General features: G+C 36.0%; 26 protein-coding genes. 5 read left to right on the top strand and 21 right to left on the bottom strand.

Annotated elements, in window-relative coordinates; all coding sequences use genetic code 11:
- Positions 1 to 153 precede the first annotated feature (153 nt).
- Positions 154 to 837 (bottom strand): replication initiation protein, encoded by a 684-nt coding sequence (locus I583_RS12485; RefSeq protein ID WP_010761761.1) that lies wholly within the window; start codon positions 835 to 837, stop codon positions 154 to 156.
- A 258-nt stretch (positions 838 to 1,095) separates the two neighbouring features.
- Here I583_RS12485 and I583_RS12490 point away from each other — a divergent pair, with 258 nt between their 5' ends.
- Both I583_RS12490 and I583_RS12495 read left to right on the top strand, forming a co-directional pair.
- Positions 1,096 to 1,815 carry an SDR family NAD(P)-dependent oxidoreductase gene (locus I583_RS12490; protein WP_010761762.1) on the top strand — a complete coding sequence of 240 codons (720 nt, stop codon included), beginning with the start codon at positions 1,096 to 1,098 and terminating at the stop codon, positions 1,813 to 1,815.
- Between the two features lie 233 nt (positions 1,816 to 2,048).
- Complete coding sequence (locus tag I583_RS12495) at positions 2,049 to 3,050, top strand: LLM class flavin-dependent oxidoreductase (RefSeq protein WP_010761763.1); 1,002 nt, start codon at positions 2,049 to 2,051, stop codon at positions 3,048 to 3,050.
- Positions 3,051 to 3,154: 104 nt separating this feature from the next.
- Here the strand turns inward: I583_RS12495 and I583_RS12500 are convergent, their stop codons facing one another.
- Positions 3,155 to 4,021 carry a hypothetical protein gene (locus I583_RS12500; RefSeq protein ID WP_010761764.1) on the bottom strand — a complete coding sequence of 289 codons (867 nt, stop codon included), beginning with the start codon at positions 4,019 to 4,021 and terminating at the stop codon, positions 3,155 to 3,157.
- Between the two features lie 238 nt (positions 4,022 to 4,259).
- On the opposite strand from I583_RS12500, the gene I583_RS12505 reads away from it, so the two are divergent.
- Entirely contained in the window at positions 4,260 to 5,258 is a 999-nt protein-coding gene (locus I583_RS12505) for a linear amide C-N hydrolase (protein ID WP_010761765.1), read from the top strand.
- A gap of 89 nt (positions 5,259 to 5,347) precedes the next feature.
- The gene (locus I583_RS12510; RefSeq protein WP_010761766.1) at positions 5,348 to 5,899 is read left to right on the top strand and encodes a helix-turn-helix domain-containing protein; all 552 of its coding nucleotides are present in this window, start codon (positions 5,348 to 5,350) and stop codon (positions 5,897 to 5,899) included.
- A 126-nt stretch (positions 5,900 to 6,025) separates the two neighbouring features.
- Here the strand turns inward: I583_RS12510 and I583_RS12515 are convergent, their stop codons facing one another.
- On the bottom strand, positions 6,026 to 6,805 hold the full coding sequence (locus I583_RS12515; RefSeq protein WP_143139958.1) for a hypothetical protein: 780 nt from the start codon (positions 6,803 to 6,805) through the stop codon (positions 6,026 to 6,028).
- A 489-nt stretch (positions 6,806 to 7,294) separates the two neighbouring features.
- Between I583_RS12515 and I583_RS12520 the strand changes: the two genes are divergently transcribed.
- A complete protein-coding gene (locus I583_RS12520; protein WP_010761768.1) occupies positions 7,295 to 7,528 on the top strand; it encodes a linear amide C-N hydrolase in 234 nt (77 codons plus the stop codon).
- A gap of 68 nt (positions 7,529 to 7,596) precedes the next feature.
- On the opposite strand, the gene I583_RS12525 is transcribed toward I583_RS12520, so the two are convergent.
- From I583_RS12525 to I583_RS12610, 18 genes are all read right to left on the bottom strand, one after another.
- Positions 7,597 to 8,334: a helix-turn-helix domain-containing protein gene (locus I583_RS12525; protein ID WP_010761769.1), complete on the bottom strand. Its 738-nt coding sequence runs from the start codon at positions 8,332 to 8,334 to the stop codon at positions 7,597 to 7,599.
- A 327-nt stretch (positions 8,335 to 8,661) separates the two neighbouring features.
- Positions 8,662 to 9,240: a histidine phosphatase family protein gene (locus tag I583_RS12530; protein ID WP_010761770.1), complete on the bottom strand. Its 579-nt coding sequence runs from the start codon at positions 9,238 to 9,240 to the stop codon at positions 8,662 to 8,664.
- 104 nt (positions 9,241 to 9,344) lie between these two features.
- Positions 9,345 to 9,911 (bottom strand): YdeI/OmpD-associated family protein, encoded by a 567-nt coding sequence (locus tag I583_RS12535; protein ID WP_010761771.1) that lies wholly within the window; start codon positions 9,909 to 9,911, stop codon positions 9,345 to 9,347.
- Between the two features lie 74 nt (positions 9,912 to 9,985).
- Positions 9,986 to 10,708: a hypothetical protein gene (locus I583_RS12540; RefSeq protein WP_010761772.1), complete on the bottom strand. Its 723-nt coding sequence runs from the start codon at positions 10,706 to 10,708 to the stop codon at positions 9,986 to 9,988.
- A gap of 36 nt (positions 10,709 to 10,744) precedes the next feature.
- Complete coding sequence (lepB, locus tag I583_RS12545) at positions 10,745 to 11,269, bottom strand: signal peptidase I (protein ID WP_167584599.1); 525 nt, start codon at positions 11,267 to 11,269, stop codon at positions 10,745 to 10,747.
- Positions 11,270 to 11,466: 197 nt separating this feature from the next.
- Positions 11,467 to 12,132, bottom strand: coding sequence for a hypothetical protein (locus I583_RS12550; protein ID WP_010761774.1), 666 nt, complete (start codon positions 12,130 to 12,132; stop codon positions 11,467 to 11,469).
- 14 nt (positions 12,133 to 12,146) lie between these two features.
- The gene (locus I583_RS12555; RefSeq protein ID WP_010761775.1) at positions 12,147 to 13,208 is read right to left on the bottom strand and encodes a WxLIP family cell surface protein; all 1,062 of its coding nucleotides are present in this window, start codon (positions 13,206 to 13,208) and stop codon (positions 12,147 to 12,149) included.
- Between the two features lie 74 nt (positions 13,209 to 13,282).
- Positions 13,283 to 14,032 carry a WxL domain-containing protein gene (locus tag I583_RS12560; RefSeq protein ID WP_010761776.1) on the bottom strand — a complete coding sequence of 250 codons (750 nt, stop codon included), beginning with the start codon at positions 14,030 to 14,032 and terminating at the stop codon, positions 13,283 to 13,285.
- A 29-nt stretch (positions 14,033 to 14,061) separates the two neighbouring features.
- Positions 14,062 to 14,856, bottom strand: coding sequence for a WxL domain-containing protein (locus tag I583_RS12565; protein WP_244264882.1), 795 nt, complete (start codon positions 14,854 to 14,856; stop codon positions 14,062 to 14,064).
- Positions 14,846 to 15,211 (bottom strand): LPXTG cell wall anchor domain-containing protein, encoded by a 366-nt coding sequence (locus I583_RS12570; RefSeq protein ID WP_010761778.1) that lies wholly within the window; start codon positions 15,209 to 15,211, stop codon positions 14,846 to 14,848. Before I583_RS12570 ends, I583_RS12565 begins: the two co-directional genes overlap by 11 nt.
- 19 nt (positions 15,212 to 15,230) lie before the next feature.
- Complete coding sequence (locus tag I583_RS12575) at positions 15,231 to 17,789, bottom strand: hypothetical protein (RefSeq protein WP_010761779.1); 2,559 nt, start codon at positions 17,787 to 17,789, stop codon at positions 15,231 to 15,233.
- A 106-nt stretch (positions 17,790 to 17,895) separates the two neighbouring features.
- Positions 17,896 to 20,520 carry a lectin-like domain-containing protein gene (locus I583_RS12580; RefSeq protein WP_010761780.1) on the bottom strand — a complete coding sequence of 875 codons (2,625 nt, stop codon included), beginning with the start codon at positions 20,518 to 20,520 and terminating at the stop codon, positions 17,896 to 17,898.
- A 174-nt stretch (positions 20,521 to 20,694) separates the two neighbouring features.
- Positions 20,695 to 21,780, bottom strand: coding sequence for a WxLIP family cell surface protein (locus I583_RS12585; RefSeq protein WP_010761781.1), 1,086 nt, complete (start codon positions 21,778 to 21,780; stop codon positions 20,695 to 20,697).
- Between the two features lie 110 nt (positions 21,781 to 21,890).
- Positions 21,891 to 22,607, bottom strand: coding sequence for a WxL domain-containing protein (locus I583_RS12590; protein WP_010761782.1), 717 nt, complete (start codon positions 22,605 to 22,607; stop codon positions 21,891 to 21,893).
- Between the two features lie 41 nt (positions 22,608 to 22,648).
- Positions 22,649 to 23,317, bottom strand: a complete 669-nt coding sequence (locus I583_RS12595; protein WP_010761783.1) for a WxL domain-containing protein — start codon at positions 23,315 to 23,317, stop codon at positions 22,649 to 22,651.
- Positions 23,318 to 23,346: 29 nt separating this feature from the next.
- Complete coding sequence (locus I583_RS12600; RefSeq protein ID WP_010761784.1) at positions 23,347 to 24,072, bottom strand: WxL domain-containing protein; 726 nt, start codon at positions 24,070 to 24,072, stop codon at positions 23,347 to 23,349.
- Between the two features lie 169 nt (positions 24,073 to 24,241).
- Positions 24,242 to 24,532, bottom strand: coding sequence for a hypothetical protein (locus I583_RS12605; RefSeq protein ID WP_010761785.1), 291 nt, complete (start codon positions 24,530 to 24,532; stop codon positions 24,242 to 24,244).
- Positions 24,533 to 24,618: 86 nt separating this feature from the next.
- Positions 24,619 to 25,308, bottom strand: a complete 690-nt coding sequence (locus tag I583_RS12610; RefSeq protein ID WP_010761786.1) for a DNA-binding response regulator — start codon at positions 25,306 to 25,308, stop codon at positions 24,619 to 24,621.
- Positions 25,309 to 25,336: the final 28 nt, after the last annotated feature.

Below are 25,336 nucleotides of genomic sequence, written 5' to 3' on the forward strand. Positions count from 1 at the left end.
CTTTATCGCTTTTTTAAATAGCAACTTTTCTGATGTTAAACAAAAAGTAAATCTGTGTCAAATCATATACATTTTAGATTAAATTATGATGATTTCGACTCATAATGCATGATTTTGTATAAAAAAAAGCCAGCTGATCATTTAGCGGCTTTTTTACTGCTTCGCTCTATCAAATTTAAAAACATATCCTTCTACTTTATTTCCTTGCGTTTTGCTATATTTTTTTTCAACAAACAAATGATCAAAATACTTATTTAACTCTTCAAGTGCTGGCTTTAAAATCTTTTGATCGATCTGACCTACTTGATAATTTTTGGGAATTCCAAGTAAAAAAAACAGCGTTTCAATCTGTACTTCCCAATTACCTTTTTGCTCAAATTGCTTCAATAAACGATATAAATTCTTAGAATACTTCTTTTTTAAAGAAATAAATTCTTCTAATGAAAAACACGTAGCATTCGTATTCACCTGATTCAAAAGACAAGTGAATTTTGGATTAAATTGCGCTTCAATTGCTTTTTCTTTTTCGAGAAATTTAATATCCCTAAAAATAGCAAAGCTTTCCAGTCCAATTTGTTCATCATCCGTATACAAATGGACATACTCAGAATCAATCAACTTTTGATGCATGCTCTTTAAATCCTTCAAGAAACGAATAGTAGAGGTTGATTTATAGTTTGCTAAACGTTTTAGATCGTCCCAAGTTAGATAAATTTGTTTATGTTCTATTTCTTTTGTTTTACTTAAAATAGCGAAAAACAGATTAAATTCGTTAGCGTTAAAAGCGCCAAATGAGACTGTATTCAACTCATTTTTATATTTTACATAATCGTTCATCTTTATGCTCGCTTTCTACGTTTAGATTGAACGTCATTATAATCAGTTTGTTTTCAAAAAGCAAGCTGAAATACAAAAAAGTACTGATTGATCTTTAGAAAACATAAAATCCCCAAAAATCAAACAGGCTAAAAAGCCTTGTTTCATCTAGCTTTCGATCCTCTTGATGTGTCATCCAAATTTTATTTGCACAGACATAGCTTAACAATGGTGCTATTCTTTTGTTGTAATTCAAAACACAATGGAAGGATGTTTTTTATGAGTAAATCAATTATTATCGTAGGTGCAGGTCCAGGAGTTGGCTATGAAACGGCAAAAAAATATGGTAATGAAGGCTATAAAGTTGGTCTGATCAATATTTTAGAACCTGTTTTAGTCGAATTAAAAGATGAATTAGAGCAAGAAGGAATCACAGTCTATTACGAACCAGCAGACGCAAGTAATACAGAAGAGTTAAATAGAGCAATCGACCGATTAGTTCAACAACTTGGTAGTTTAACTACGTATTTCTATAATGTGCCAGGTCCATTAGGTAAGTCTTATATGCCGATGCTGGATGCACCAGAATCCTTATTCTCTTTATTTTTACAATTAAGAGTAACGTCTGTCCTAAGTTCTGTGCAGCATGTACTACCTTATTTGGAAGAAAGTCACGGTTCTGTTTTGATTTCTAGCGGTCAATCTGACCGTATTGCTTATCCATACACTGGTATCATGGGGACAGCTCAAGCAGCGTTGAAAATGTTGATGACCCATTTGAGTCAAGAACTAAAAGAAAAAGATATTTTTGTGGGCTACTTTCCATTAGACAATCCACCAGTTATCACAGATGAGAAAAAAGAGGCAAAACGGGAAGATTTACCTGGCAGCTTTGAATTAACGAAAGAAATGCGAATCACTGCTAAAGACGTAGCGGAAGAAATTTTTAAAGAAGATGCACTTAGAGAAAACTTTGATGTTCGGATCAAAAAATCTTAATATTCACACAATTCTATTATCAAAAGATGCTGGGACATAACTCTGCGAGTCATATCTCAGCATCAAGCAATCTGAATAAACGGTGGAATCAAAAGCAACTCCTTTTTATTGCTTAAAAACATAACGAAGTATGCGTTGATGTTGCACAGTACTTACTGCGGTCTCGGAGTTCGACACTTCTTCCCTAACCTCTTTGCTATTAAAATACTACATAAGAAAGAAGTATATAATCAATGACAATGAAAAAATTAGCTCTCTCCGTTTTAAATCTTGTTTCAGTCCGCGAAGGTCAATCAAATCAGGAAGCTATCGAAGATATGGTTGATTTAGCACGCTATACAGAACACTTAGGTTATAAACGATATTGGATTGCAGAACATCATAATATCAATGGTACAATCAGTTCAGCAACCTCAATGCTGATCAATCACACGTTAGAACATACAACAACAATTCGCGTCGGCTCTGGCGGTGTGATGCTGCCAAATCACTTCCCGTTAGTCGTAGCAGAACAATTCGGTACATTAGAAACGATCCACCCAAACCGTGTAGATCTAGGTTTAGGACGTGCCCCTGGCGCTGACCCACATACAGGGAACGCTTTACGAAGAGCACTTTTGAATGGTGTCGATACTTTTCAAGATGACATTACTGAATTATTACGTTATTTCGGCCCAGAAGAAAAACAAGGAGAAATAAAAGCTTATCCAGCTGTTGGTACCAATGTTCCTCTCTACATTTTAGGTTCATCTACTAGCTCAGCAAAATTAGCAGCAAAACTAGGTTTACCCTATTCATTTGCCGGACATTTCCCAAATAATAACATAAGTGCTGCACTTGCTACATATAGGAATGAATTCCAACCATCTGATTATCTCGATAAACCTTACATTATAATGGCTCTAAATGTCATTGCAGCTGAAACAGATGAAGAGGCGCAACATGAATTAACAACAATGCAACAGATGTATCTTTACGCCATTAGAAATCAAATCCAACCTTTAAAATCTCCAGTAGCTTCTATGGATGGTTTATGGAGTCCGATGGAAAAACAATATGTAGATTCACTATTCGGTTTGACTTTACTTGGAAATAAAGAATCCTTAAAACCACAATTACAACTCTTTCAACAACACTTCCAAGTAGACGAAATCATGGCTGCTAGTTATCTATATGATTTTGATAAACAAAAAAATTCGTTTAGGGTGTTGAAAGAAGCAGTAGAGGCGTTATAGTTTTTCTTGTTAAAAAGAAAAATGCATGTGTTATTTGCGGCTACAATTGCCACATTAAAAAAGACTATAAACGGCGAACAAGCTGTTTATAGTCTTTTTTTTGATCACTCTTTACTTTGACCTTTCGACAAGAGCTCAATCAACTGTTGTTGCTGTTCAAGAACTTCTACCAATCGTTCGTTCACTTCTATTTGACGGTTCTTTTTTGTCCGTTGCAATTTTGATTCTGCCCATTGACTATTTTTAAGGAGGCGAAGCCCTTCAATCATGTGACCGCCTAAAATAATTACAATGGCGGTACTACTTAATCCAACTAGCCAATTTTTCAAGACAAGCAACTGCTCCCAAGTTTGTTGTACCAAATCAGGAATTTCTGCGATGTTTCTGGTTGTTTGAATCAGTGCTTTCAATTGCTCTACCAATGATATTACACTTGGAATCATCTGATCTAAAGTAAACGTAGAATGCTGAAAAATATCTGAAAGTTTTTGATGAAAGCGATTGAGTTCCTCTAAACTCAAACGATGGATACGTCCCTCAATCACCGTATATGTTTGATACGTTTCCATTGCCATTTTAGTTAATAACGTTAAAAGAGCAATCACTAAAAATAAATAACCGACCACTACTAGTTTTTCGCTCAAATGCCACTGATCATTTTTTCTTAATTGCCATAAAAAATACCCAATCAGTGCTAATCCAACGAACACAATAATGCTCTGGATAATAACGAGTATAGTCAAATTAGTTACTACCTGATTGAGCTTGACTGAAAAAGCTGTTTGCCAATCTTCAGATGAAAAAAAAGTCAATACATTACTGACTGTGATTCGAAAAGATTTTCGAATGATGTTTTCAATAAAACCTCGCTGATTGATCACCATAAAAAGTAATACAGCAAGGTAACTCAGACTACTCAAATGAACAAGCCCTCTTAAAGGAACTCTTTTAGTAAAACGTTCTTCCTCCACAAAATCCCCCTCAATTCGATAATCGAATAAAATATAAATCAATCATAGTATTATAACAAAAAAGTCGATACTAATACATTTATCCAAAACTTCTCCTATCGAAATCTTTATACAATTTATTTGATTATAATTTTAAACTACGTTAAACTTTTAGAAAGTTCACTTTAACTTAAATTATTCTATAATATTATTTTTTAGATATGGCTTTTATTTTATAAAAAAGAGGGAGCGATAATCGATGTGTACAAGTATTACAATGACAACGAAAGACCAACATGTTTTACTGGCAAGAACAATGGATTTTGCAGTTGTTCTGGAGGCCGAACCAACGTTTATTCCACGGAATAAATTTGCATTTGTTAATGACGAAAATGATGATCGTAAAAATGATTATGCCTTTGTAGGAATGGCGCGGCAAGTAGATGACGGACACTTTGTTTTTGCCGATGGCTTAAATGAAAAAGGACTTTCCTGCGCAGCCCTCTACTTTTCAGGTTATGCTGGCTATAATAGTCAAGATACTTCTAAAAAATATACTTTAGCACCGCATGATGTTGCCCCATTTGTACTTTCTACTTGTTCAACTATTGAAGAAGTAACACGTACAATGGAAAATGCGCAGGTTGAAAATACAGCGCTAGATTTCTTAGGAATCGTCCTACCGCTTCATTGGGTCATCACGGATAAAACTGGGAAAAGCATTGTCATTGAATATACAGAACAAACATTACACATTCATGAAAATACGATCGGTGTTATGACAAATAGCCCTGATTACAAGTGGCACACAACGAATTTAAGAAATTATATTGGGCTTCAACCTGAACAGAAAACAGAAGTTCATTTAAAGGATATGGTGATGAAACCTTTTGGTGAAGGTGCTGGTGCATTTGGTCTTCCAGGTGATTTTACTCCACCATCAAGATTTGTCAGAGCAGCCTTCTTGAAAGCTTGCTTACAAGATGTTCAAACGGAGTTAGACGGTGTTACGTCTATGTTTCATGTGCTTGCTAATGTCGATATCCCTAAAGGTGTTGTAAAAACAACGCAAGCTTATGATTATACTCAATATACTTCTGTTATGGTAAATAGTTCATTGAATTATTATTATAAGACATACAATAATCAGCGTATCCGATGTATCCAATTAGAAAATGAAGATTTTGATGCGATTTCTGGTAAAATCTGGTCTAGTGGTGATTCGGAAGATATATTGTATCGAAATTGTAAAAAATAACCTATTAAAAAGAGCCCTACACCACTAAATATTGTACCGACCCCCAAAAGTTAGACCCAAAAATCTAACTTCTGGAGGTCGGTATTTTTATGGCTAAATATAGCTTTGAATTCAAGCTGAAAATCGTTCAAGAGTATCTTGAAGGAAACGGAGGAGCACTCTATCTATCGAAGAAATATGGGGTGAAATCAAAAACACAAGTGAAGGATTGGATCAATGCTTATCGCGAATTCGGTGAAATAGGGCTCCTTCGAAAACGAAAAAATCAATATTATTCTGTTCAATTCAAGATGGATGCGATAGAGTTATATCAAACAAGTGAGCTGTCCTATCGCGAAGTAGCGAATCATTTAGGGATAAACAATCCCGCATTAATGGCCAACTGGATGAAAATTTTTCGTTCAGAAGGAATCGATGGGCTCTCAAAAACGAAAGGACGTCCCAAAATCTTGTCTAAGATGGAGAATTTCTTCGGTCTATTGAAACAAGAAATCTATCATGGAAGAGAATACCATAGCTTTGAGGAATTGAAGCACGCCATTGATCGTTACATCCATTATTATAACTATGAACATATGAAGGAAAAACTAGATTGGCAAAGTCCAGTGCAATTTAGAGAAGCAGCATTGAGAGCAGCTTAAAATAGAATCGGCAATGAAATCAAAGAAAAACGGAGTGGATTTCTCCACTCCGAAAAAAGTCTAACTTTTTGGGGTCACTACACTTGTATAAGAGCCATGGTCTTATTTTTCATCTAGATTTTCACTTTACTTATTCCAAGTTATAGGAATAGTTGTTTGGCCTCTGAATGAATAAAAAGCTTCACCATCTTCTACTTCTGCTAAAAATTCAAAGTGTAGTTCTTTAGTATCTGTAGGGATATTTTCCCATTCCAGGATCCCTTCAGATGAAATAGTGACATTTTCATCAAATGAACTATATTCAACTTTAGCATTTTTAAATTGACTTGATAGAGTAACTGGATCAACGATAGTCAGCGACGGATTTGATTTACTAATTTTATAAGTAGCCAGCTTATTATCATCCAAACTGATTTTTATTTCTTTTAACTGAGGTAAGTTTGACAATGCTGAAATGTCAGTAAAACTGGCTTCATGTCCTTCAAAATAAATACGCTCTAACTCGCTAAGTTTTGATAGATCTTCCAAATTTGGTACCAATAAATTTATATCGTAAAGCTCAAGTTCCTTTAATTGCTCTAGTTCTCCTAATGATCGGAGGTCTTTAAACGTTCCTCCCTCAGTACTGAATTTATGAGCACTCTTGAATTCGTTAACCCCTTCAAGATTAAAGTCTTTATCACTGAGCTCCCCCACGATTGTTCCAGTATAATTTTGAACTACGTCTTTTTCAAAGATTCCATATTTTTCAAATAAATTATTGGGATCTGCAACGTCTCTACTCAACTCTGTTCTTAAGTTATCAGAAGGAAGATAGACATACTCCCCTAAAGCACTAGCAATCTTAGGAACCACTAGCAATCCCATTATTATAAAAAGCCCTGTAATATAAATTTTCTTTTTCATCTTAAACTCCATTCCGTTCATACTTTGTCCACCTAATTGAAATGATAAAGCAGAACAATCCTTTTTTAATACTTTTTTTAAAACTACCCTAACGCATACCTGACTTTTTAACACCAACTTTCTTGTTTAGCCTTTAATCTTTTTTTAGTGTGCTTTATAAATCTCGTTGTCTCTTGTCACGTATAGGAACTTAAACGTTAGCGGTTTACTCCTATACCTGTTTGACTAAAACAAATCTATATTTATTATACCAAAAGTATATCATCATAATCAATTTAGTTTTTATTACATTCTTTTTCTCAAAAAATTCAACAAACATATTTAATAAAATTAATAATCCACTTAAATATTTGTATTAAATACCCCATAGTCTTTATTTGATTATAAATTTAAACTACGTTAAACTTTTATAAAGTTCACTTTAACTTATATTATTCTATTTTTTTAGATAGAACATTTATTTCATAAAAAAGAGGGAGCGGTAATTATGTGTACAAGTGTTACAATGGCATCGAAGGTGTGGTAAAGACAACACAAGCCTATGATTATACGCAATATACTTTTGTTATGGTAAACAGCTCTTTGAATTATGATTATAAAACGTACAATAATCAACGCATTCGCTGCATCCAATTAGGCAATGAAGATTTCGACGCAGCAACTGGGAAAATCTGGTCTAGTGGAGATTCAGAAGATATTTTATATCGAAATAATAAAAAATAATCTGTGATACTATACAAAGAGAGTAGCAACCTTTTTATCCTAGGGTGCTACTCTCTTTTGATATGCTCCTAATCAACAATTTCTTGTCTTTTATGGACAGTATTTTTCAGTAGATCTACGTACTCTTTTTGATATTTTTTCAAATAAGCGTTCACCGATTGCTTTTTCTCATCTGACCAACTTGATTCACTTTTCGATAAATTCCCAGCCTTATCTACTTCAACTATCGCTTCATGTGTTACTTTTGGATCATTCGCTTCTGAAATAACGACATATTGTTTATTGCCAGCTTTGACTTTAATCACCAAATTGTCTTTTCTCGCAATCACTCCTGGCTGGTATTCTTTTAATGGAATAGGATTGACACCGGGTTCCATGATATACGTCGCATACAGAATACCATCTTCTTGCAGAGTATAACTCCCTGAATCTTTGTAATCATCTTGCTTCCAAGAATGCGCAGTAAGATTAGTTAAATAGCGCTGTTCATCCATTCTCAATTTGCCATTAAAACCAGTATAAATCAACACAAGAACTCCTATAAACAATAATATCCGCTTGTAATAGCTGTTCCATCTTATTTTTTTTGATAAATCTTTTGTCATTTCCGTATCCTCCCGTAATAAGTTATCAAGAGAGATACCGAACAAGTCACTGATTGCTACAATTGTTTCTAAATCCGGATAATTCCTGCCTACTTCCCAGCTAGAAACGGTGGAACGAGAAACATTTAATAATTCACTTAACTGTTCTTGTGTCAGTTCTTTTTTTAAGCGTTGCTCTTTGATTTTATCGCCAATGTTCATGGTATCACCTCTTTCTTTTTTATTATCTTGATAACTTACAATAAAAGGTAGCCACTTTTCGTATCATTTCTAGATTTTTGTATGATACAATTCGTATCATATTGATTTGTCGGTATTTCCAGGGATCAGCACTTAAACATTATAGCAAAATTCTAGCGGATTATTGTCTTATTAAAATAAAAAACACGCTCAAAAACTTGTAGAATCTACGAAGGTTTTGAACGTATTTATCTATAAAAGACTTGCACATTTATTTTTGTGTCAGCTATCTAGTTGATCAAGCCATGAGAGAAAAATTCGCTCCTCTTGGAATACACTTGTCATCTTTTATTCCAAACTTGAAAAATCGTGGTTGATAATCTCTAGTAACTTAAATGTATCATGCTCAAATGCAAATTTTAAAATACAACAATTTCCTAATCTATCTTTTTGATCGACTTCACTGGTATGCGCCCAGTTTCGCATAAATTGCCGACAAGATGCCCCATGTGAAACAGCTAAAACAGTCGCTCCTGCTTCTTTCATGATGTCCAGCAAGGTTTCAGATATTCGTTCTCTAAATTGACATTCTTCTTCTCCACCATATCCAGCAAAAAAGTTGCCATATGGTAATGGCGGATTCAGAGACTCACTCTCTGATTCAAAACGGCCAAAATTCCATTCTTTCAATCCTTTTACCCTTTTATATGGCTTATCCGTTACTTGCTCTAAGGTATCACTTGCTCGTTCAGAGGTAGAAGAGTATGCGCTATCAAAAATAATGTCGCGGTCCTTGAAATAACCTCCAGCGATTTGCGCTTGTCTGATGCCTTTTTCTGTAAGGGGTGAATCACACCAGCCTTGGATTTTTTTCTGTTGATTAAATAATGTTTCCCCATGCCTCATCAGATATAATGTTTTGGTCATAATCTTGCCCTCTTTTCTATTCATTGTGTTTATCATAAACCATGAAGTGAACTCCAAGGCAAGCAAAAAAAGCTGAACATTGTCGATTCAGCTTTTTTTGCTCTTTATTCAAGTAATCGGCCTTCATCATGCCAAGCACCATACATTTTTGCAGCCTTTGTATTTTCCAAAAATTTAGCCAATCGCTTCTCAAATAACTCTGGCTGATGTTTATAGTTTTGGATCGTGTCGATACGGATACGCCGATATAATTCTGGGAAGGTCAAGAATGTTTCATAGGTTTCCATGTCTGCTTTTAGTCTTTGTATAATGAGTTCATCGATTTCAAAAGACTCTTCTGACATATCAGGTAAAACGTTTCTACCTTGATCGGTCATTAAGCCTAATCTTTCCAGACGACGGACGCGTTCTTTGTTTAGCTCTGTCCATGGACTTTTTTTCGCTCTTGGTGAAAGTCGTTGAGCAGTTTGTGTATCAGAGACTTTCTTTTTGATACCATCGATCCAACCGAAACAAAGGGCTTCTTCTACCGCATCTAGGTATTGGATTTTATTGGGTTCTGGTTTGATGCTAACGATGATCCAGCAGTATTTTTTGGTTGTGCTGTTTGCTTCTAACCAGTTACGTAATTCTTGTCGGGTCGTTATGGGTAGTAGATTATCTATTTCCATCTGATAAACTCCTCTTTTACTGTGATTAGAGTATTATACAGGAATCTGAAGGGAAAAATAACTATTTAGCCAAACTACTCTCTGTAATCTGTTAAACGAGCATATATTTCTTTGATTTCTGATTGTTCGTCGATTCCCACATACAAAGAAGAACGAATATTTTTTTTCTTGTACGCATCCTCTCCATTGTCTGAGACTTCTAATTCTTTTGATTCGACCTCTTTCTCATGCTCTTTCAGCTGTGTGAGCGCAATCGTTAAATTCTCCACTTGAACTAGTTCCCCTAGTTTTTTTAATAATGGCTCTACATTTTCGCTTTGAAATGCCGATGATTCTCCATAATTTGAAAGTGTGATTGTTTGGTCAATTAAATTAGCTTGTTTTTTTTCTGGAAGATAGTGGTACTCAGAATCAATATAAGCGAATGCCTGCATGGTATCCCCTTGCTCATAAGGATAAAATCCGCGTACCTGTAACTTGTTTTCTTTCGCATCGATTGTATACGTTACGGTGCCTTTTTCTCCTGTAGCTGTCAATAATGCTTCATCTAAGATGGCTTCAGTTTTTTCAGTCAAAGTAGATAGCAATACAGCAAACTTTTCTTTTAAAATGGTTTCAGCTGCTGCTTTAGAGAGATCACTATATTCGAAAACACCGAATGGTTTGGTTCTCTTTGATTGCCACAGCAAGTCTTGCGATTCTTTAGGAAAACCGTTCTCTTTCTCACATCCAGAAATGATCAATATGGGGAGTAAACATACGATGATCAGCGTTATCACACGCGTTTTTCTATTCATAAAAGATGTACCTCTTTTCATATTTTACTTAGCTATTTAAAATTTTTGCATTTGATGGAGTGGGAACCATTTCAATTTTACGACCCCGATAACATCGTTTACTTGTATGAAACCAAATTTCCGACTATCTGTTTCATACATTCGATTGTCTACCATCACAAAATAACTATCTTTTGGCACCATAGATTCTCCTGTCTTTTCCAACAGTGTAAAGTCATTAGTATACATGTGATTTTCTTTCGCCGCTTGGGTAATCGAGGTTGCTAAAAAGCGCTCATTTTTCATTTCTCCATTGATAAATAATTGATCATTTTGATAGTATAATGACTCTCCTTGTAATCCGATCACACGTTGAATTACTTTTTCTTTGGTAAATGGATGAATAAAATAAATCAGATCATACCTCTTTATAGAGGCTAACTTATTTACAACAAGCCGATCCCCTTCATTTAACGTCATTGTCATACTGTAGCCATTGACCCTAGGAACGGTGAACACGACTATTCGAAAAAAGCTAATTAGAAGTAAACTAATAACGGTCGTAATACCTAGCTCTATCAAGAATCGTTTCACTCTTTTCCTAGTCTTTCGCTTTTTTCTTTTTTGCTGAGATTGTCTTGGACGCTTGACTTTCCTTATGTTTTTTTTAGTGAAACGCTTATGTATTGAAGCGGTCGTCGACCGTTTGCGTTTCTTCGGCCGCTTCTTTGTAGAGGGAATTGTCTTTTTCTTATTCACTACATTTCACCTCAACTCGTTTACTTTTTTTGTTTTAAAGCTAATTCGTTGATTTTAAAATAGTCAAAAACTTTCTTACGACTTCGTGTTAGCTTTTCTAGATCTTTTTGATAATCAGAAACCAGTTGCGCGTTGGCTAAATCCTCACTACTTAAGGCATAAATATTCGTCCCGAGTTCTTTCATCATGGCTTTATAACGAATCAATAACGACGTGCCTTCCTCTGACATCCCTTGCGCTAGATTTCGATTTCCATAACTCACTAGTAAGGAACTGACATCTCTTAACTTCGGTTGGATTTTATCGATGCTGCCACCGCTTTCGATATCTTTTAAATTTGTATTTACCTCTTCCGTGACAAAATAACTTTGCACAATCATATTGGAATCTTCTGCCGTTAAATTCGTTGATTGATAGTAACGTGCATACAATGCTCCGCAAATAGTTACGATCCCAAAAATCGCAAGCAACAACAGCCATCTGAGAAAAAAGCGTTTTTGTTTTTGAAGTCGATATTTTTTCTTTTTTAGCCAACGTCTTTTTTGTTTCGTTTTTGGTCGTTTTCGGTTCAACATGTTTAACGTTAGCTTAATAGAGAACAAGCGCGTACTTACAAACAGAAGTACAAGGATGGATACGAAACCACTCGATAATAGCCCAATAAACAGCCAATCCAATACACTCATTTGGTCATGCCTCCTCAGCTATTTTTTTTACTTTTCTTTCTTTTCTTTTTCTTACTGTTGTTGATTACTCGAACAATGAAGAAAATGATGACAAAAACAGCTATAATTCCAGAAACAATCAAACCGATCAATCCCCAATCGATCCCTCTTTCTTGAATCAAGGTCACATCTTGCGCGTTATATTTATCGGCTTCTTCTTTTGTGATTTTAAATTTTTTCGTCCATTCCCATTTTTTTTCTTGATTGCTTACAAGGACATGAGCATTGTAAACACCGGGTTCCATTTTTTCAGAATTCATTAGAATAGGAAAATCAATCATCGAATTAGGAGCCATCCTCATTTTGATTTTCTTGGTTTCATACAAAATTTCACTGGAATCCTCTTTCATCACTTGGGCTTCTACATCCATATCATTGACAAAATCTGGCTGTATATTTGAATAGTTAATAAATATAGCATTACGATAGTTAGATAATCCTGGATAAACGTTATTCAGTTCTAATTCTGGTTCGATTGGTGTATCTGTTTCTTTTAACACTAAACCAATCAGATAAGCATACTCATTGATAACCCCTTTTTGTTTCTTTTTTTCCTCTTCTTCTTCTTTGGTCGGGATCACTTTCAAGTGAATCCCACCAGTTAAAATACCGTCATAACTTGTTGCAGGCATATCGATGGTTAATTCTAATACCTCTTTTTGATTCGGTGGAAGGACAACTTTCTCAGGCCCTGTCACCATTTTTTTCAAGTCAAATTTCAGTGAGGAATCGTCTTTAATTGGGCTTGGGCCAAATTCAATCACACCATTTGAATTTGTTTTTGCTTGGCTGATTTCGACACCAACAGTGACTTCTTTATCTACATCATTTTTCAATTCTATTTGAATTTTTTGTTTTTTCCCTGGTGTCATTCTTAAGTTAAAATACCCAACGTCTCCTTCTTGATTTTCTGGTTTGACTACTGTGTAAGTATAGGGCGTGGCGATTGCTTCGGTAGCATATGTTTTCTCTGTTGTCACAATCATACTAACTATGTAAAATAAACAGATTAATAAAAATGCGTTTCTTTTTTTCATCTACAAATCAACCTTTCTAAAAAAACTCACCGATTTTTTTAATCGGTGAGCTTACTTTCGTTTGCGTTACCTTTTTATTTTAATGGTGTTTCTGAAAGTGTCCAAGTAACGGTTGCTTGATACGTTCCTGTACGGACATCTGTACCAGATGGAACCGTTAATTTGACTGCTTGGTTACCTGGTTTAGCCTCGTCACCTAATTTACCGAAAGCGATAAAGTAGTCTCCTCGACCTTTTGCCCCAGTATTAGTGAAAATTGGTGTAGACTCGCCGAATTTCACTACTGCATCGTGGTGCAATCCAGATTCTCCTGGATTTTGGATACCATTTTCAGCAGCATCAAGTAGACGTTGGTGACCATAAGTGATCGTTGCATTGTCTAATTTTCTTAGTGTTTCGCCGTCTTTGAATTCAAATTGCTTTGTTACTTTAGCTGTTAATTGGTATGTGTGATCATCTACTTGGCGATCATCTTTAAAACGAATATAGTTAGCAGATTCTGCTTTAGGATTTCCAGCAGGTACATATGTTTTGGCAAATGACGTAATTTCTTTGGTCGCACTTGCTTCTGCTTTACCAAAATCTAATGGTGTCACTTTACGAATCAAGAATTTCCCGTTTGGTTGTTTTTCAGGATCTTTTTCCTCTGTATCAGGTACTGGATTATCCGTTTCTTCCTCATACGTTGCATCTGTAAACTCAACTTTACCAACATTTCCGTCCATTGTACTGTCTGGTTCAGCTGCTACCACTGTCCCTGTTGCTGCCGCTGTTGTTAACGCTGCTAGTAAGATCGTTCCGCATAATTTGTGTGTGAATTTCATTTGTATTTCCTCCTAAGATTTGTTTGTATTTATGGCAACTCGGCTATTATCCAAGTTAACACCGTTGAGTATGTTCCCGCTTCGTTTTCAGAAGTTTTGGGAATGGTTAAATTGACTGCATTATTTACATAGCTAGGTTTCTTGAATACTGGATCTTCGATTATGTTGCCAGTATTGTTGATGCGGGGAAATAAGGTTGGTTGTTGCTTATTTGTATTTTCTTTTGACGCACCAAAAATGATACTCCAAGTTCCCATGCCCCGTTCAGCTTTTGCAGTCGCTATTGTATAGGTCTCACCGACATGATTCATTTGAATCACTTCTTTTGATACTTCTGGTGAGTATTGACTGTTCGTGGCAGAATTCGTCCACGTATGATCAAATGAAATGGTCGCACCTTTTAATTGGGCACCGTGTTTCATCAGTTGTTTAAATTGTGTTTCTTGTCTTAATTGAATCGTCCAACCGCTAGGTTTTTCACGTTGATCGGTTACTTGAATAAAATTGCCGCGAACCTTGTCACTATCGTGAAACAATTGTGCATTAACAGGTAACACACTTATATCGTCTGTCATTTCGACCGTACTAAAGTTTAAGTAAGGGACAAAGTCGATTCTTAAATCGCCTTCAGTCCGAGGAATCTCTCCTGGATTTACGATTACTTTATTATCTTCTGGATCTTGGATCTGAGAGCTATCGGACCTAGACTTTTCAATTTCAAAAATGGCACCGCCAGAATGATCTGTAGCCTGACTAATAACTGGTCTCGTCGCTATAGTAAACATTAGGAAGGTCAGAATAAGTATTGATTTTTTATTCATCATCTATCCTTCCTTTCTTGCGTTCACTTTGCTTATTTTTCTTTCTTAAAAAATAAGCCGTCAAAAAAATCAACAATATTAGTATTCCACTAATGGTTAAACTTTTCTGTACCAACTCACCTGTAGAAGGCAATCGCCCGATTGGTTTTTGACTCTGTCCTTTGGTATTGGGTAGTGATGCGTCTTTTGTTGTTGAGGTAGGACTTCCACTTGTTGCCGTCGTTCCATTAATTAACGTTACTTCCCCCTTAGTCTGAACGGCACCTTCACTTCCAAGACTTTTCATCGGAAGAATGAACAGCATCATACTGAATAGAATAGAGGTGATGAAAAGACAAATTCCTTTTCTATTTTTCATTGGCTATTCTCCTTCATCATCATGGCGTATCGCCCAATTGGTATTCGATACGAGCCTGATACTTTCCGATTTTCCCTCCGCCGTTTGGTACTTCCATTTTGAACCCAAAACCAGCTTCACTCCAAGTATCACTCACAACAAATTCACTCTTAGAGTCATTTGTATGTCGCATCAGTTCTTCTACTTTGTTTAATTCAAAAATAGTTTCGCTGTCTTGTGCTCCTGTGTTGTAACGTAGAATTCCTGTCATTTGGGAATTTGGATCATCGATATTAGTGAATTCTTGTATCAAAACGGCTTTTAGTGTCCATTCTTTTTTGCTTTGGCGGGTATCTGTTATGGCTAATTTCTGACCCGCTAAATCCGGTTGGTTTACACGAACTTTTCTAAACGTTGCTTCGTGTTGCCCAAAGTCCATGATTTCTGGAACTGAATTAAGTCTTAAGACACCTTTATAATAAAATTTGACTTCTTTGACCTCTCCGTATATCACTTCAAAATCAACTTCTGGTAAGGGCGTTTTTTCTTGTCCATCAATCAGCACTTTACTTAAAATATAGTCTTCGGTTGGATGAGAAGTTATCACAACTTTCTCTCCTATCAAGCCTTCTTTAGGCTCTTCTTTGTAAAGTTCATTTTCAGGGGTCGTTCCTTCTTCTAAATGTAGTATCGTCAATTTAGCTGCTCTTGGTTTGACTGTGAATGTCTTTAATTCCCCAGATGTACTTTCTACTATTTCACCATTTGATGCCGTTCCGCTGACTTTAAATGCCTGACTCACGTCAAAAGAGCTGGTCAATATTGGGACAGCAATGGTGGATAGAACATCGTAGGTCAGTTTTAGTTCGATACTCGGCTCGACATTCCCCAGTTTCACTTGCAGTTTTCGATCTGCGCCAAATGTAACATCAGATGCTGGTACTGCTACACCGTTCAATTTGACTGTTTTCAAATCAACATCGATATTTGCTGGAAAAGCGTTGGTTGTTTCATACATCACATTGTCCCAAGGTGATGGTGCCACTGCTGTATTTTGAATGGTCGAAGTAAATGTTACTTTTCCCCCTTCTAAGATTTCCGCTTTGTCTATAGCCAGATTTGCAGAAATGTTCGGTGGATTAGGCATAGTAACATTTAGTATCATTGCAACCAACTCAGACTCCACACCATTTATATTCTTGGCTTTAAGAAAAATAGCATTCTGCCCTTGTTTTAATTCATCTTTATTTACAAGAAAGTTAAATGGCATATCCGTCCCAGGATTGGTATTATGAATCCAACTTAAGACTGGTTTCATATTAAATGGGCTACCGATAGAATACGATATATCTTCTAAAAACATAGTTTCATCATTAAATGTTCCTGATAGCGTATATCCTTTTCCTTCACCTGAATAAGTATCGGCGTTTTTATCTACTTTTAAAAACAGCTTATCATTCGTAATAGGTGCATTTTCATCTTTTTTATCAATCCCTACACTGTAGGAATACCCCATAACTGAGCCAACTGGGAAGGCTTGTCTAGCAGATTTCATGAAGATTGCCGTATCAATTGGTTCAGGTTTGTTATTAGGATAGGCATCAAAGGCATCTTTCCCAGCTTCTCCATTTAGAAGTTCTGCACCTGGGGCATCATATGTTGGAAAACCACCATGAATTGGGTTAAAAACAGGATGTCCATCCACTCCCCATGGCATCTTATACTTACCAGCCTTCCAGTTGCTAACTGGATTAGAAACGTTAAAATTATAATTTAAACGATAGATAATGGATTTATCCGTGGAGCTTGGATTTTCAATATATAACCCTCGATTTCCCCCTAAAAAACGAACAGGCACTGTATCATTGACTAGGGATGTATCCATCATCGTATATAAAATCGTCTCATCATACCAACTGTCTTGAACGAGATTGGGATCAGAATTATTTTTAACAAAGGTATCTATTTTTATCGCTTTGTTCGACGGTGTCATGATGATCGTAATATCAAACTTTGATTTGTTATAATTTGCTGATTTATTGTAAGGATCTGTTAAAGATTCTCCTTTAAACATTAACGCTTCTATCGTTTGATTCGGGCTATACTTTGCATAATATTTAGGGTTTAAGATATTTTCTCCATTTATTTTATCGTCGTTTCTAAGTGAGTTTTCATGTCCAAACACTAAGCCTACAGGGAAGGTTCCTAAAGGATAGGATTGAAACCCGTGTAATGCACCAACTGTTTTTCCTTTGTCTAGTAAATAGACATTAGGAAAAAAAGCATATTTATTAGCAATTTGATTTGGTTCAACTGCCATGTATTGTTGAAACTTGTATTCTAAACTTGTCTCATTAGATATTACTAAGCTTCCTGTCGGGCTTTTCCCTTTTATCTTTGTCCAACCTTCCAGTTCAGGATTTTCAACATAACCTTCTGCTGACCTCAGTTCAGGGAGTTTTCTTTTTGTTTCTGAATCCCCCTTAGATAAGGGCTTTTCTGCAATTGTATTAGCTTTGATCAAATTGGGGTTCTGCCACACGCTCATAATTATCGCTATCGATAATAAACAACCTACTATTCCCAACCTTCTTTTCATTCACTTTCCCCCTTCCAACTCAAATAATATTTTTGAGTTTCTATTTGAACAACATTACTTTAAACTTGCTCTAATAAAAACAAACAGCTGTTTAATAGGCAGTCACTCACTCTTTCGGAATATCTAATAACGTCCACTCTATCTCCCCTTGATAAGTTCCGCTATAATTTCCAGGTTTCAAGTCAAAAAGTATGCCTTGATTCGCTTGCCAATCTACAGCTACATTTGCAAATGTCTCTGTTGTTTCTCGTTCAAATACTTTAACGCTACTATCTACAGGGATTGGTGTGGCTTGATTGTTTTGGTTCACATAAATCAACGAATTGGTAATAATATGGTTTTCTTTCGTTTTAAAATCGCCTGTCAGTTTAGCGTAAAGCGTTGTTCTACTCCCTTTTCCTCGAAAGTCTTCTATTTGAATATCCCAACCAGCTTTTCTAGCCAACGTTTGTGGTTGATTTGTAATAGCTCCTTGTTCAAAGCTGACTTCTTCTGGTACTTTACTGAAGGTCATCGTTCCCGCTACTACCAATAAATTGATTTTTCCAACAGTAGATTTCATTCCACTTGTCTTCCACTCAGCTACAACGGTCAGACTGTACTCCCCAATAGGTAACGTTTCTGCTTTTAATGTTGCAGTTCTTGTATGAACTTCATTGATTGTAGGATTTGCGATGATTTCAGTCATTGAGTCATTCACAGCACCATTAATCGCATATTTCAACACTAAATCATCCGCTTCTTCACCAGAAACTTGCGTTTTGATCGTAAAATCTGCCCCATTTAAAATGGTTGTTGTTTCACCATCACCTTCAACGACTAATTTAGGTGCTAGTTCTAAATGCTCAACAGTGGCTTCCAAAGGTTCACTAATAGCAAATTGGCTTTTTTGAATTAAGTTTACCTTTGTGCCTTCTTTCATTCGCACCAGTGGACTTAAAACAAACTTCCCTTCAGGATCTACGGTCGTTTCTTTAATAAGTTTGTCTTGTTCATCTCTTAACTGGATAGTTAATCCAGGAACTCCAATGCCTTCGATCGAAGTCGCTTTATCTGTAATTGCAGTGTCTAATGTTACTTGTTGCGGTTTTACAGCAAATTTTGCTGTAGCTTGAATTTCTGGTTGCCCGGACAATGGTTGTTCTGGAATACCCGTCACGGTTAAGACATGTTCTTTGGTTACATCTAAGGAATCAATCAACTCTTGCGATAATTGCAGCTTCCAAGGGTTAAATTCCTCATCATTTGTTGCATAGGTTTCTTTTGGTAAAAGAATGGTTGCTCCATCATCTACTTGATAGATCAGTGACTTCAATTTTCGGAGGTTTTTAAGTGACCAATTCCCCGTAATATCAGTACTTTTATTGAGAGGCGCGATTGGATCTATCGCCAGACTATCCTTAACAGTACTTGCGGTGATTTGGTAATTAAATGTCTCTGGATTTGACATATAGTTTTTTCCAGCAAAACTGATCGTATCTGAAACATTTTGAGTCGCCGTCAATTCTTTCGTTTGTGCTTCAAACGATATTTTTCTGGTAGTCGATGTTAAAGACAGATCGCCTAAAGCGATTCGCTTGCTCTCGATAAAGGATGTATCATCAATAGGGATACCATCTAATTTCAGTGAACCAGGAACATAATCCACAAATTCATTCAGGCTTGCTACTCCTGACACATCAAACCAATCTTGTTTCCCTGATTCATAGGTAACTTCTGCGGTATACGTCACCTTTTGTCTAGCTTTAAGTGATTTTCCCTCTATAGGATTTCCCGTACTATCAACCGCTGTAATAGTTGACTTCGCATTAACTAGACCTGGAACTTTCGTAAATACAACGCGGCTATACTGTGTCGAGCCACCTGTTGAACCAGTGAATCCCCAAATCACGTCATTCGTGCCAAAAATCACTTGAGGATCAATAGGGACAGCTACTTGAGGTGAACTACCATACTGATATGTCAAGGTTTGTTTTTTACTATCCCAAAAAACAGTAAATTTATTCCATTGATCATTGGCTAACGAATTATAAACTTGTGTTGACTGATGGTTTAATGATGATTGCCATGTATAGCGTTCACCATATGAATCTTCTCTACCAGGAAAAGCATAGGCGATGTGCGCTCTATCAAAATAGCTAAAATAAGATAAATAAGCATCCATCCCTTTCTCATTGTAGTAAGTGTCAAATTCAACAGCAAAGCTATTTTCTAACGCCCCGACTGCATGTTTCTTTGTTTTTGGATCATACTTTCCATAAACACCTAGATGCTCCCCCATTATCCCTCTTTTAGTCGTTAATCTTTCGGGATCGTTGTGCATAGCAAAGGTCATACCGTCCCCATTGTCTTTCTTTTTATTCCCAAAATAAAGATAAGCTTCGAGCTCAAAGTCCTTTGTTAAATCCAATAGATTATTTGACGTTGACCAAATAGCTCCTTCTTGATTAATTTTATTGTCTGTTACTTGAACAACATTTCCGATCAACGTACTATCTGAAATAGCTGGTAATTGGAAAATCCCGTCTAAGAATACATGTTCTGGTGGGTTATCTATTCCAGTATTTGCCCTCAATAAACTTGTTTTATCAGCAATTGGAGCAGTATTTGTTTTCTTAACAACTTCTTTTTCATTAGCGCTGATACCTGATTGTGTATTTATGTAAACGAAAGTAAATACTGCTATAATACCAATCAATAGCAAATATCGCCTTTTTTTTATTTGCTTCATTTAGTGGGAAACCTCCTATTCTCATATTGCGTCTTCCCGTAATTTCTACGTTCAAAGTTATGCGACCCTTTTCCCAAGATTGTTTACTCATTTTTCTTTATGGTTGGCTTAACGGGTTCACTAAGACTTGTAGATTTCTTAAAACAGATTATTAACGTTTTTCGCACACTGTAATTACTTTTTAACGATTTTTTTCTTTCTTTTTTTTGGTCCCTTTTTTCTTTTTAGTTTCTCTTTTTTCTTTTTGTTCTTCTTATAAATCATTACACAACCAATTAGGCATACAATTATGACTACACCTACGCCAATCACTAAATACCAATTCATTGGTTGTTCTTCTAATTCAACGGCCTCTTTATTCAATCGATCACTATCTGTTTTTTCAATGGTGAATTCTTTGTCAAACTCCCAGTTTTCGTCATTCGAACTTGCCTGAAGTTTCAATCGATACGTTCCTGGTTCTAAGCGTTGATTATTCCAACTAATTGGAAAATCGAAGTTTGAATTGGGTGCCATGGTCATATTTTCTTTTGTTGTTTCATGAAGCACTTCTGTTTTATCTTTTTGGTAGATTTTTGCTGCTACTTTAAAGTTACCGATCATTGTTGGTTTGATGTTTTGAAGATTGGCAGTCACAACTGTTCGATAGTTCAATAAATCTGGTTTGATTTCATTTAATGCAACATCGGGTTTTACTTTCTGATCATCAATTGTTAGTTTTGTTCCGATTACATATGAGTACCGATTTTTTATTTGAACGTTTGCTTCTGCTTTTTCTTCTTCTTCACCGATATTTTTATAGAGGTAAAAACCACCTAATATCATTCCCTCTATTTTTTCTTTCGGCATTTTTAGTTTGAACGTAACATTTTTTGTTTCATTTGAAGCTAGTTCAACGACTTGTTTGTCGGAGATTAGCTCAGTAAATGGATACTGCAATGTGTTGTCTTGTTTTTTGGGACGCTTGGTAAAGTCCATTTCACCATTTTGGTTGGTCGTCGCAACATTTGGCTCAACTGTCACACTGACTTTTTCTTTTGTTGGATTGGTCAGTACTAATGTTAAATCTTGCTCCATTCCTGGTTGCATCCTTAAATCAAAATACGTTTGATTTTTATCTACTTGATTCTCTGGAATCTCTGCTCTTGCTGAAAAATTAGCTTCTCCAGATTCTTCTTTTGCTGCTACTACTTGCGGCAATAACAATAATGCCACTATGATACTTAACGTAAACAGTGCGGCTTTTAATTTTCTTTGCATTACTTTGTTATCCTTCCATCGCTTTTTATTAACAAGGTGAGTGGATTTCTCCACTCACCTAACTATTGAGATAAATATAGCAGCTGCACTACACTATATGTTTGGCTCACTTACTCATTATTTACTGGTTTTGGTATATCTGACAGTGCCCAGTTAATTGTTGCTGTATAGCGAATATTGGTTTCTGCAGATCCTTCAAGGACAAGCAATTGTATTTTTTCATTATCATCCGCTTCCCCTGAAAAAACATCTAACCATGATCCTTTACCGCTACCTTCTCCAGCCTGCATCAAAGTATATGTATCCTGACTATCAAAGACTAGATCATACCCCTCTGGAGCAGATGACACATTGCCTGAACGTGTCTTGATAACACCATCTTTAAAAGATAAAACTGCGCCTTTTAATTCCTTTGTGCCATCGCTATTCATAAACTTAGAAACTTGTGCTGTTAAATTCCAGCCAGTCCCTACGCCTCGTAAATCAGTGACCTGAACAAAAGGATCTTTGTTCTGAGCAAAATAATGTTTATCCCCATTGGCTAATTGTTGTTTACCAAATTTAATACTTGGAACATAATCGATTGTTAACGCCCCTACATTTCCCGTACCTTTATTTGTTGGATCTAATGGATCTATTGGCATCGGTGGTGTCGGGTTGTTAGGATCAAGAGGGTCGAGTGGCGGTTTAATGCTCGTATTCTCTGTGAATTCGATGTGATTATCTTTGGAGTTTACCTGACTGGCGTCTACTTCTACCTTGTGGAGAGTGAAAGTAAGCAGTAAAAATAATAAAGCTGTCAGATTCAATACACTTATTTTTTTCATTCTACTCCTCCAACTGAAAACATTTTACTTTAGTTTCTTGTTTATTCAGCTTTAGGTGTCGTAGTTAATGACCATTCAAGCGTTGCTGAATACTCACCAATAAAGTTACCACCAGGAATTGTTAATTTAGATGTTCCTTTATCGAAATAGTTAGCCCAAGTTCCCAAACCATTTCCCTCAGCAGCAAAAAGCAAGCTTTGAGGTGAATCATTTAAGGTAACTCCGTCAACATAACCAACTGGTGCTCTGAATGCTACACCTTGAGGGTTCGTTGTTTGAAGCTCTTTAGACGCTAAAGTAAGTGTTGCACCAGTTAACTTGTTGCTTTTATCGGCTGTTTCAAATTCTGTGATTTTAGCTTTTAAATCCCAACCGGCACCTGTTCCACGAGAATCAGTTACTTGTACATAAGGATTATTTGTATTTTTAATTGGATATTCCGTTGTTCCTACCCCAATTTTATCTGTACCAAAATCAAAGTTTGGCGCAACATCAATTGATAACGGTCCAGGTTGGTTCGTTATATCTTCTTTTGGCGTGTCCTTGTCGATTGGAGGTGTTACAGCATTAGCATCTCCAGTAGTCAATGTGACAATTCCTTTTGACGTTGGATTTTTTGCTGGTGCGTCTTCTGCAAAAGTCACTTGCGCCGCCCCCATTAAAGCGATTGCTGATAGTGTTACAACGGTTGTTATTTTAACGAATTTCATAAAAAAATCTCCTTTATTTTAATATATATTTATTCTGCTGTTGGTACGCTGATCAATGACCATTCTAGAGTAGCTGAATAATCACCCGCTAAATTCCCTGCAGGCACTGTAATTTTGACTTCGCTTGAATCCATTACATTCATCCATGATCCTAAACCAGCACCTGCTTCAGCTTTCATAAATGAATCAGCTTGAGCATTTCCTGTCAGCAACGTAATTTCAGAGACCAATGGCTCTGCAGATGTATTTCCTTCTGTTTTGTCCATACGTCCTTGTGGAAACGATAATGTTGCCCCTTTTAAAATTTTCTTGTCATCCGTTTTATCTGCGAATTCTGAAGATTTCACTTGTAAGTCCCAACCAGCTCCCGTACCACGACGGTCTGTTACTTGTACTTTTTTCGTTTTGATTCCGTCAACCTGATTCGTTACTGAATAAACTTCAGTTGTTCCAGATAGTTCAAATGAACCAAATTCTAGCGCTGAAATCGCATCGATTGTCAGTGGACCTTTGTTGCCTGTTGAAGGTGTTTCAGTATCGGGTGCTTCGTTTTTTTCTTCTTCTGGAACAAGTACTTCTGGTGACTCTTTCCCTTCATTAGGCTTTAAGTTGATATGCCCATGAGAAGTCGCTTTTGTTCCATCTTTATCATTTCCAGTCGTTGTTTCCGCTGCAAGTCCTGTACTGTTTGCCGCCAACAGCGATACCGCTAACATCCCTGCCATTATCCCTTGTTTCAAACTCATTTTACTCATTTCTATTCTCCTCGTTCTGTTAATTTTTTCTGTTTCTTACTAATTTCTAAATTCTTACAATCCCTTTATCAAATTGGTAAGAACAGAGAAATCAGCGCTTGATCAGTCGATGTGATTTTTTTAGTTCTCATTTCTAGTACTCCTTCCACAGCTTTTTTCATCGCTCTAACTATTTTTTAAGCTTTAGCTTACTTTTTCTACTTACAATGAGTCCACATAAAATAACGCTGCCTATAAATGACCACCTATTTCTATTGTCTTCCCCCGTTTTAGGTAATACTCGGTTGTTGTACTCCACTCTAACTTTCTCTGGTTGTTCAAGTATGTTCTCTTCTTTTGGCAATGAATCTTTTTCAGTAAAGAAAATTCCTATCTCACTATCTGCCTCAGATGCAAAATATGGTGTTCCTACACTTGCCAACATAATCATCCCGATTACGATTAGTAATTTATTTTTCATTCGCTATTTTCACCTTCTTAGCCCGAAGGCCAACATTTTTTTTCTATTGTGTCATTGACTATCAAAATTGTACCTAGTTCATTCAATTAAATATTCAGCATATATCCTCTAGAACGCACTGTTTTTATAAAAATTGGTTTTTTAACATTTTTTTCAATTTTTCTTCTCAAGTGATAGACAACATTTGCGATTCTATACTGCTTGTTTTCTGCTGTATCTGTTTTCCATAATTTTTGGTAAATTGTTTCATAGCTAACTGCAAGGCCTTGATTTCTACATAATAATTCCAACAGTTGAAATTCTAATTTAGTTAAGACAATTTCTTTGTTTCCTTCCATCATCACACTAACATTCGTGGGAATCAGCTTAAGTAGCTCCTCTTCATGATAATTTTCTGTTACAAGGTTCGCTTTAGCTTGTGGTTGATTGATTCTTAGTAAAGAGTTTTCCATAATAAAACTAATTTCTTTTGGTTCTCTGCTTAAATCAAAAACTTCATCTGCACCTAATTGTAAATACACCAACTTACCAACTGATTTTTCTGTAGCTGTCATGATCCAGATATAACAAGTTGATCTTTTTTTTATCTTAGAAATCAATTCACAGATCATACTTAAATTGCTAATATTTCCTTCTAAAATAATGATTGCTTGTAACGTTTCTACTAACTCTAACTCTTCTGTTACTTCAATAATTTTATGTCTTTGTTTGATTTCCTCTATGTCGATTCTATTTTCTGCATTAGTTCCTAAAGAAAGCATTCCTATGTTACACATCTATATCTTCTGCTCCTTTTTCTATGTA

The organism is Enterococcus haemoperoxidus ATCC BAA-382 (assembly GCF_000407165.1).
GTDB classification, from domain to species: Bacteria; Bacillota; Bacilli; order Lactobacillales; family Enterococcaceae; genus Enterococcus_L; species Enterococcus_L haemoperoxidus.

Coding starts and splice junctions, on each gene's coding strand:
- I583_RS12490 (WP_010761762.1), top strand. CDS start 1,096: ATGAGTAAATCAATTATTATCGTAGGTGCAGGTCCAGGAGTTGGCTAT.
- I583_RS12535 (WP_010761771.1), bottom strand. CDS start 9,911: ATGGAAATAGATAATCTACTACCCATAACGACCCGACAAGAATTACGT.
- I583_RS12610 (WP_010761786.1), bottom strand. CDS start 25,308: ATGTGTAACATAGGAATGCTTTCTTTAGGAACTAATGCAGAAAATAGA.
- I583_RS12530 (WP_010761770.1), bottom strand. CDS start 9,240: ATGACCAAAACATTATATCTGATGAGGCATGGGGAAACATTATTTAAT.
- I583_RS12505 (WP_010761765.1), top strand. CDS start 4,260: ATGTGTACAAGTATTACAATGACAACGAAAGACCAACATGTTTTACTG.
- I583_RS12485 (WP_010761761.1), bottom strand. CDS start 837: ATGAACGATTATGTAAAATATAAAAATGAGTTGAATACAGTCTCATTT.
- I583_RS12600 (WP_010761784.1), bottom strand. CDS start 24,072: ATGAGTAAAATGAGTTTGAAACAAGGGATAATGGCAGGGATGTTAGCG.
- I583_RS12550 (WP_010761774.1), bottom strand. CDS start 12,132: ATGAGTGTATTGGATTGGCTGTTTATTGGGCTATTATCGAGTGGTTTC.
- I583_RS12515 (WP_143139958.1), bottom strand. CDS start 6,805: ATGAAAAAGAAAATTTATATTACAGGGCTTTTTATAATAATGGGATTG.
- I583_RS12555 (WP_010761775.1), bottom strand. CDS start 13,208: ATGAAAAAAAGAAACGCATTTTTATTAATCTGTTTATTTTACATAGTT.
- I583_RS12585 (WP_010761781.1), bottom strand. CDS start 21,780: ATGCAAAGAAAATTAAAAGCCGCACTGTTTACGTTAAGTATCATAGTG.
- I583_RS12495 (WP_010761763.1), top strand. CDS start 2,049: ATGACAATGAAAAAATTAGCTCTCTCCGTTTTAAATCTTGTTTCAGTC.
- I583_RS12605 (WP_010761785.1), bottom strand. CDS start 24,532: ATGAAAAATAAATTACTAATCGTAATCGGGATGATTATGTTGGCAAGT.
- I583_RS12570 (WP_010761778.1), bottom strand. CDS start 15,211: ATGAAAAATAGAAAAGGAATTTGTCTTTTCATCACCTCTATTCTATTC.
- I583_RS12575 (WP_010761779.1), bottom strand. CDS start 17,789: ATGAAAAGAAGGTTGGGAATAGTAGGTTGTTTATTATCGATAGCGATA.
- I583_RS12525 (WP_010761769.1), bottom strand. CDS start 8,334: ATGAACATTGGCGATAAAATCAAAGAGCAACGCTTAAAAAAAGAACTG.
- I583_RS12590 (WP_010761782.1), bottom strand. CDS start 22,607: ATGAAAAAAATAAGTGTATTGAATCTGACAGCTTTATTATTTTTACTG.
- I583_RS12510 (WP_010761766.1), top strand. CDS start 5,348: ATGGCTAAATATAGCTTTGAATTCAAGCTGAAAATCGTTCAAGAGTAT.
- I583_RS12595 (WP_010761783.1), bottom strand. CDS start 23,317: ATGAAATTCGTTAAAATAACAACCGTTGTAACACTATCAGCAATCGCT.
- I583_RS12560 (WP_010761776.1), bottom strand. CDS start 14,032: ATGAAATTCACACACAAATTATGCGGAACGATCTTACTAGCAGCGTTA.
- I583_RS12580 (WP_010761780.1), bottom strand. CDS start 20,520: ATGAAGCAAATAAAAAAAAGGCGATATTTGCTATTGATTGGTATTATA.
- I583_RS12540 (WP_010761772.1), bottom strand. CDS start 10,708: ATGAATAGAAAAACGCGTGTGATAACGCTGATCATCGTATGTTTACTC.
- I583_RS12565 (WP_244264882.1), bottom strand. CDS start 14,856: ATGATGAATAAAAAATCAATACTTATTCTGACCTTCCTAATGTTTACT.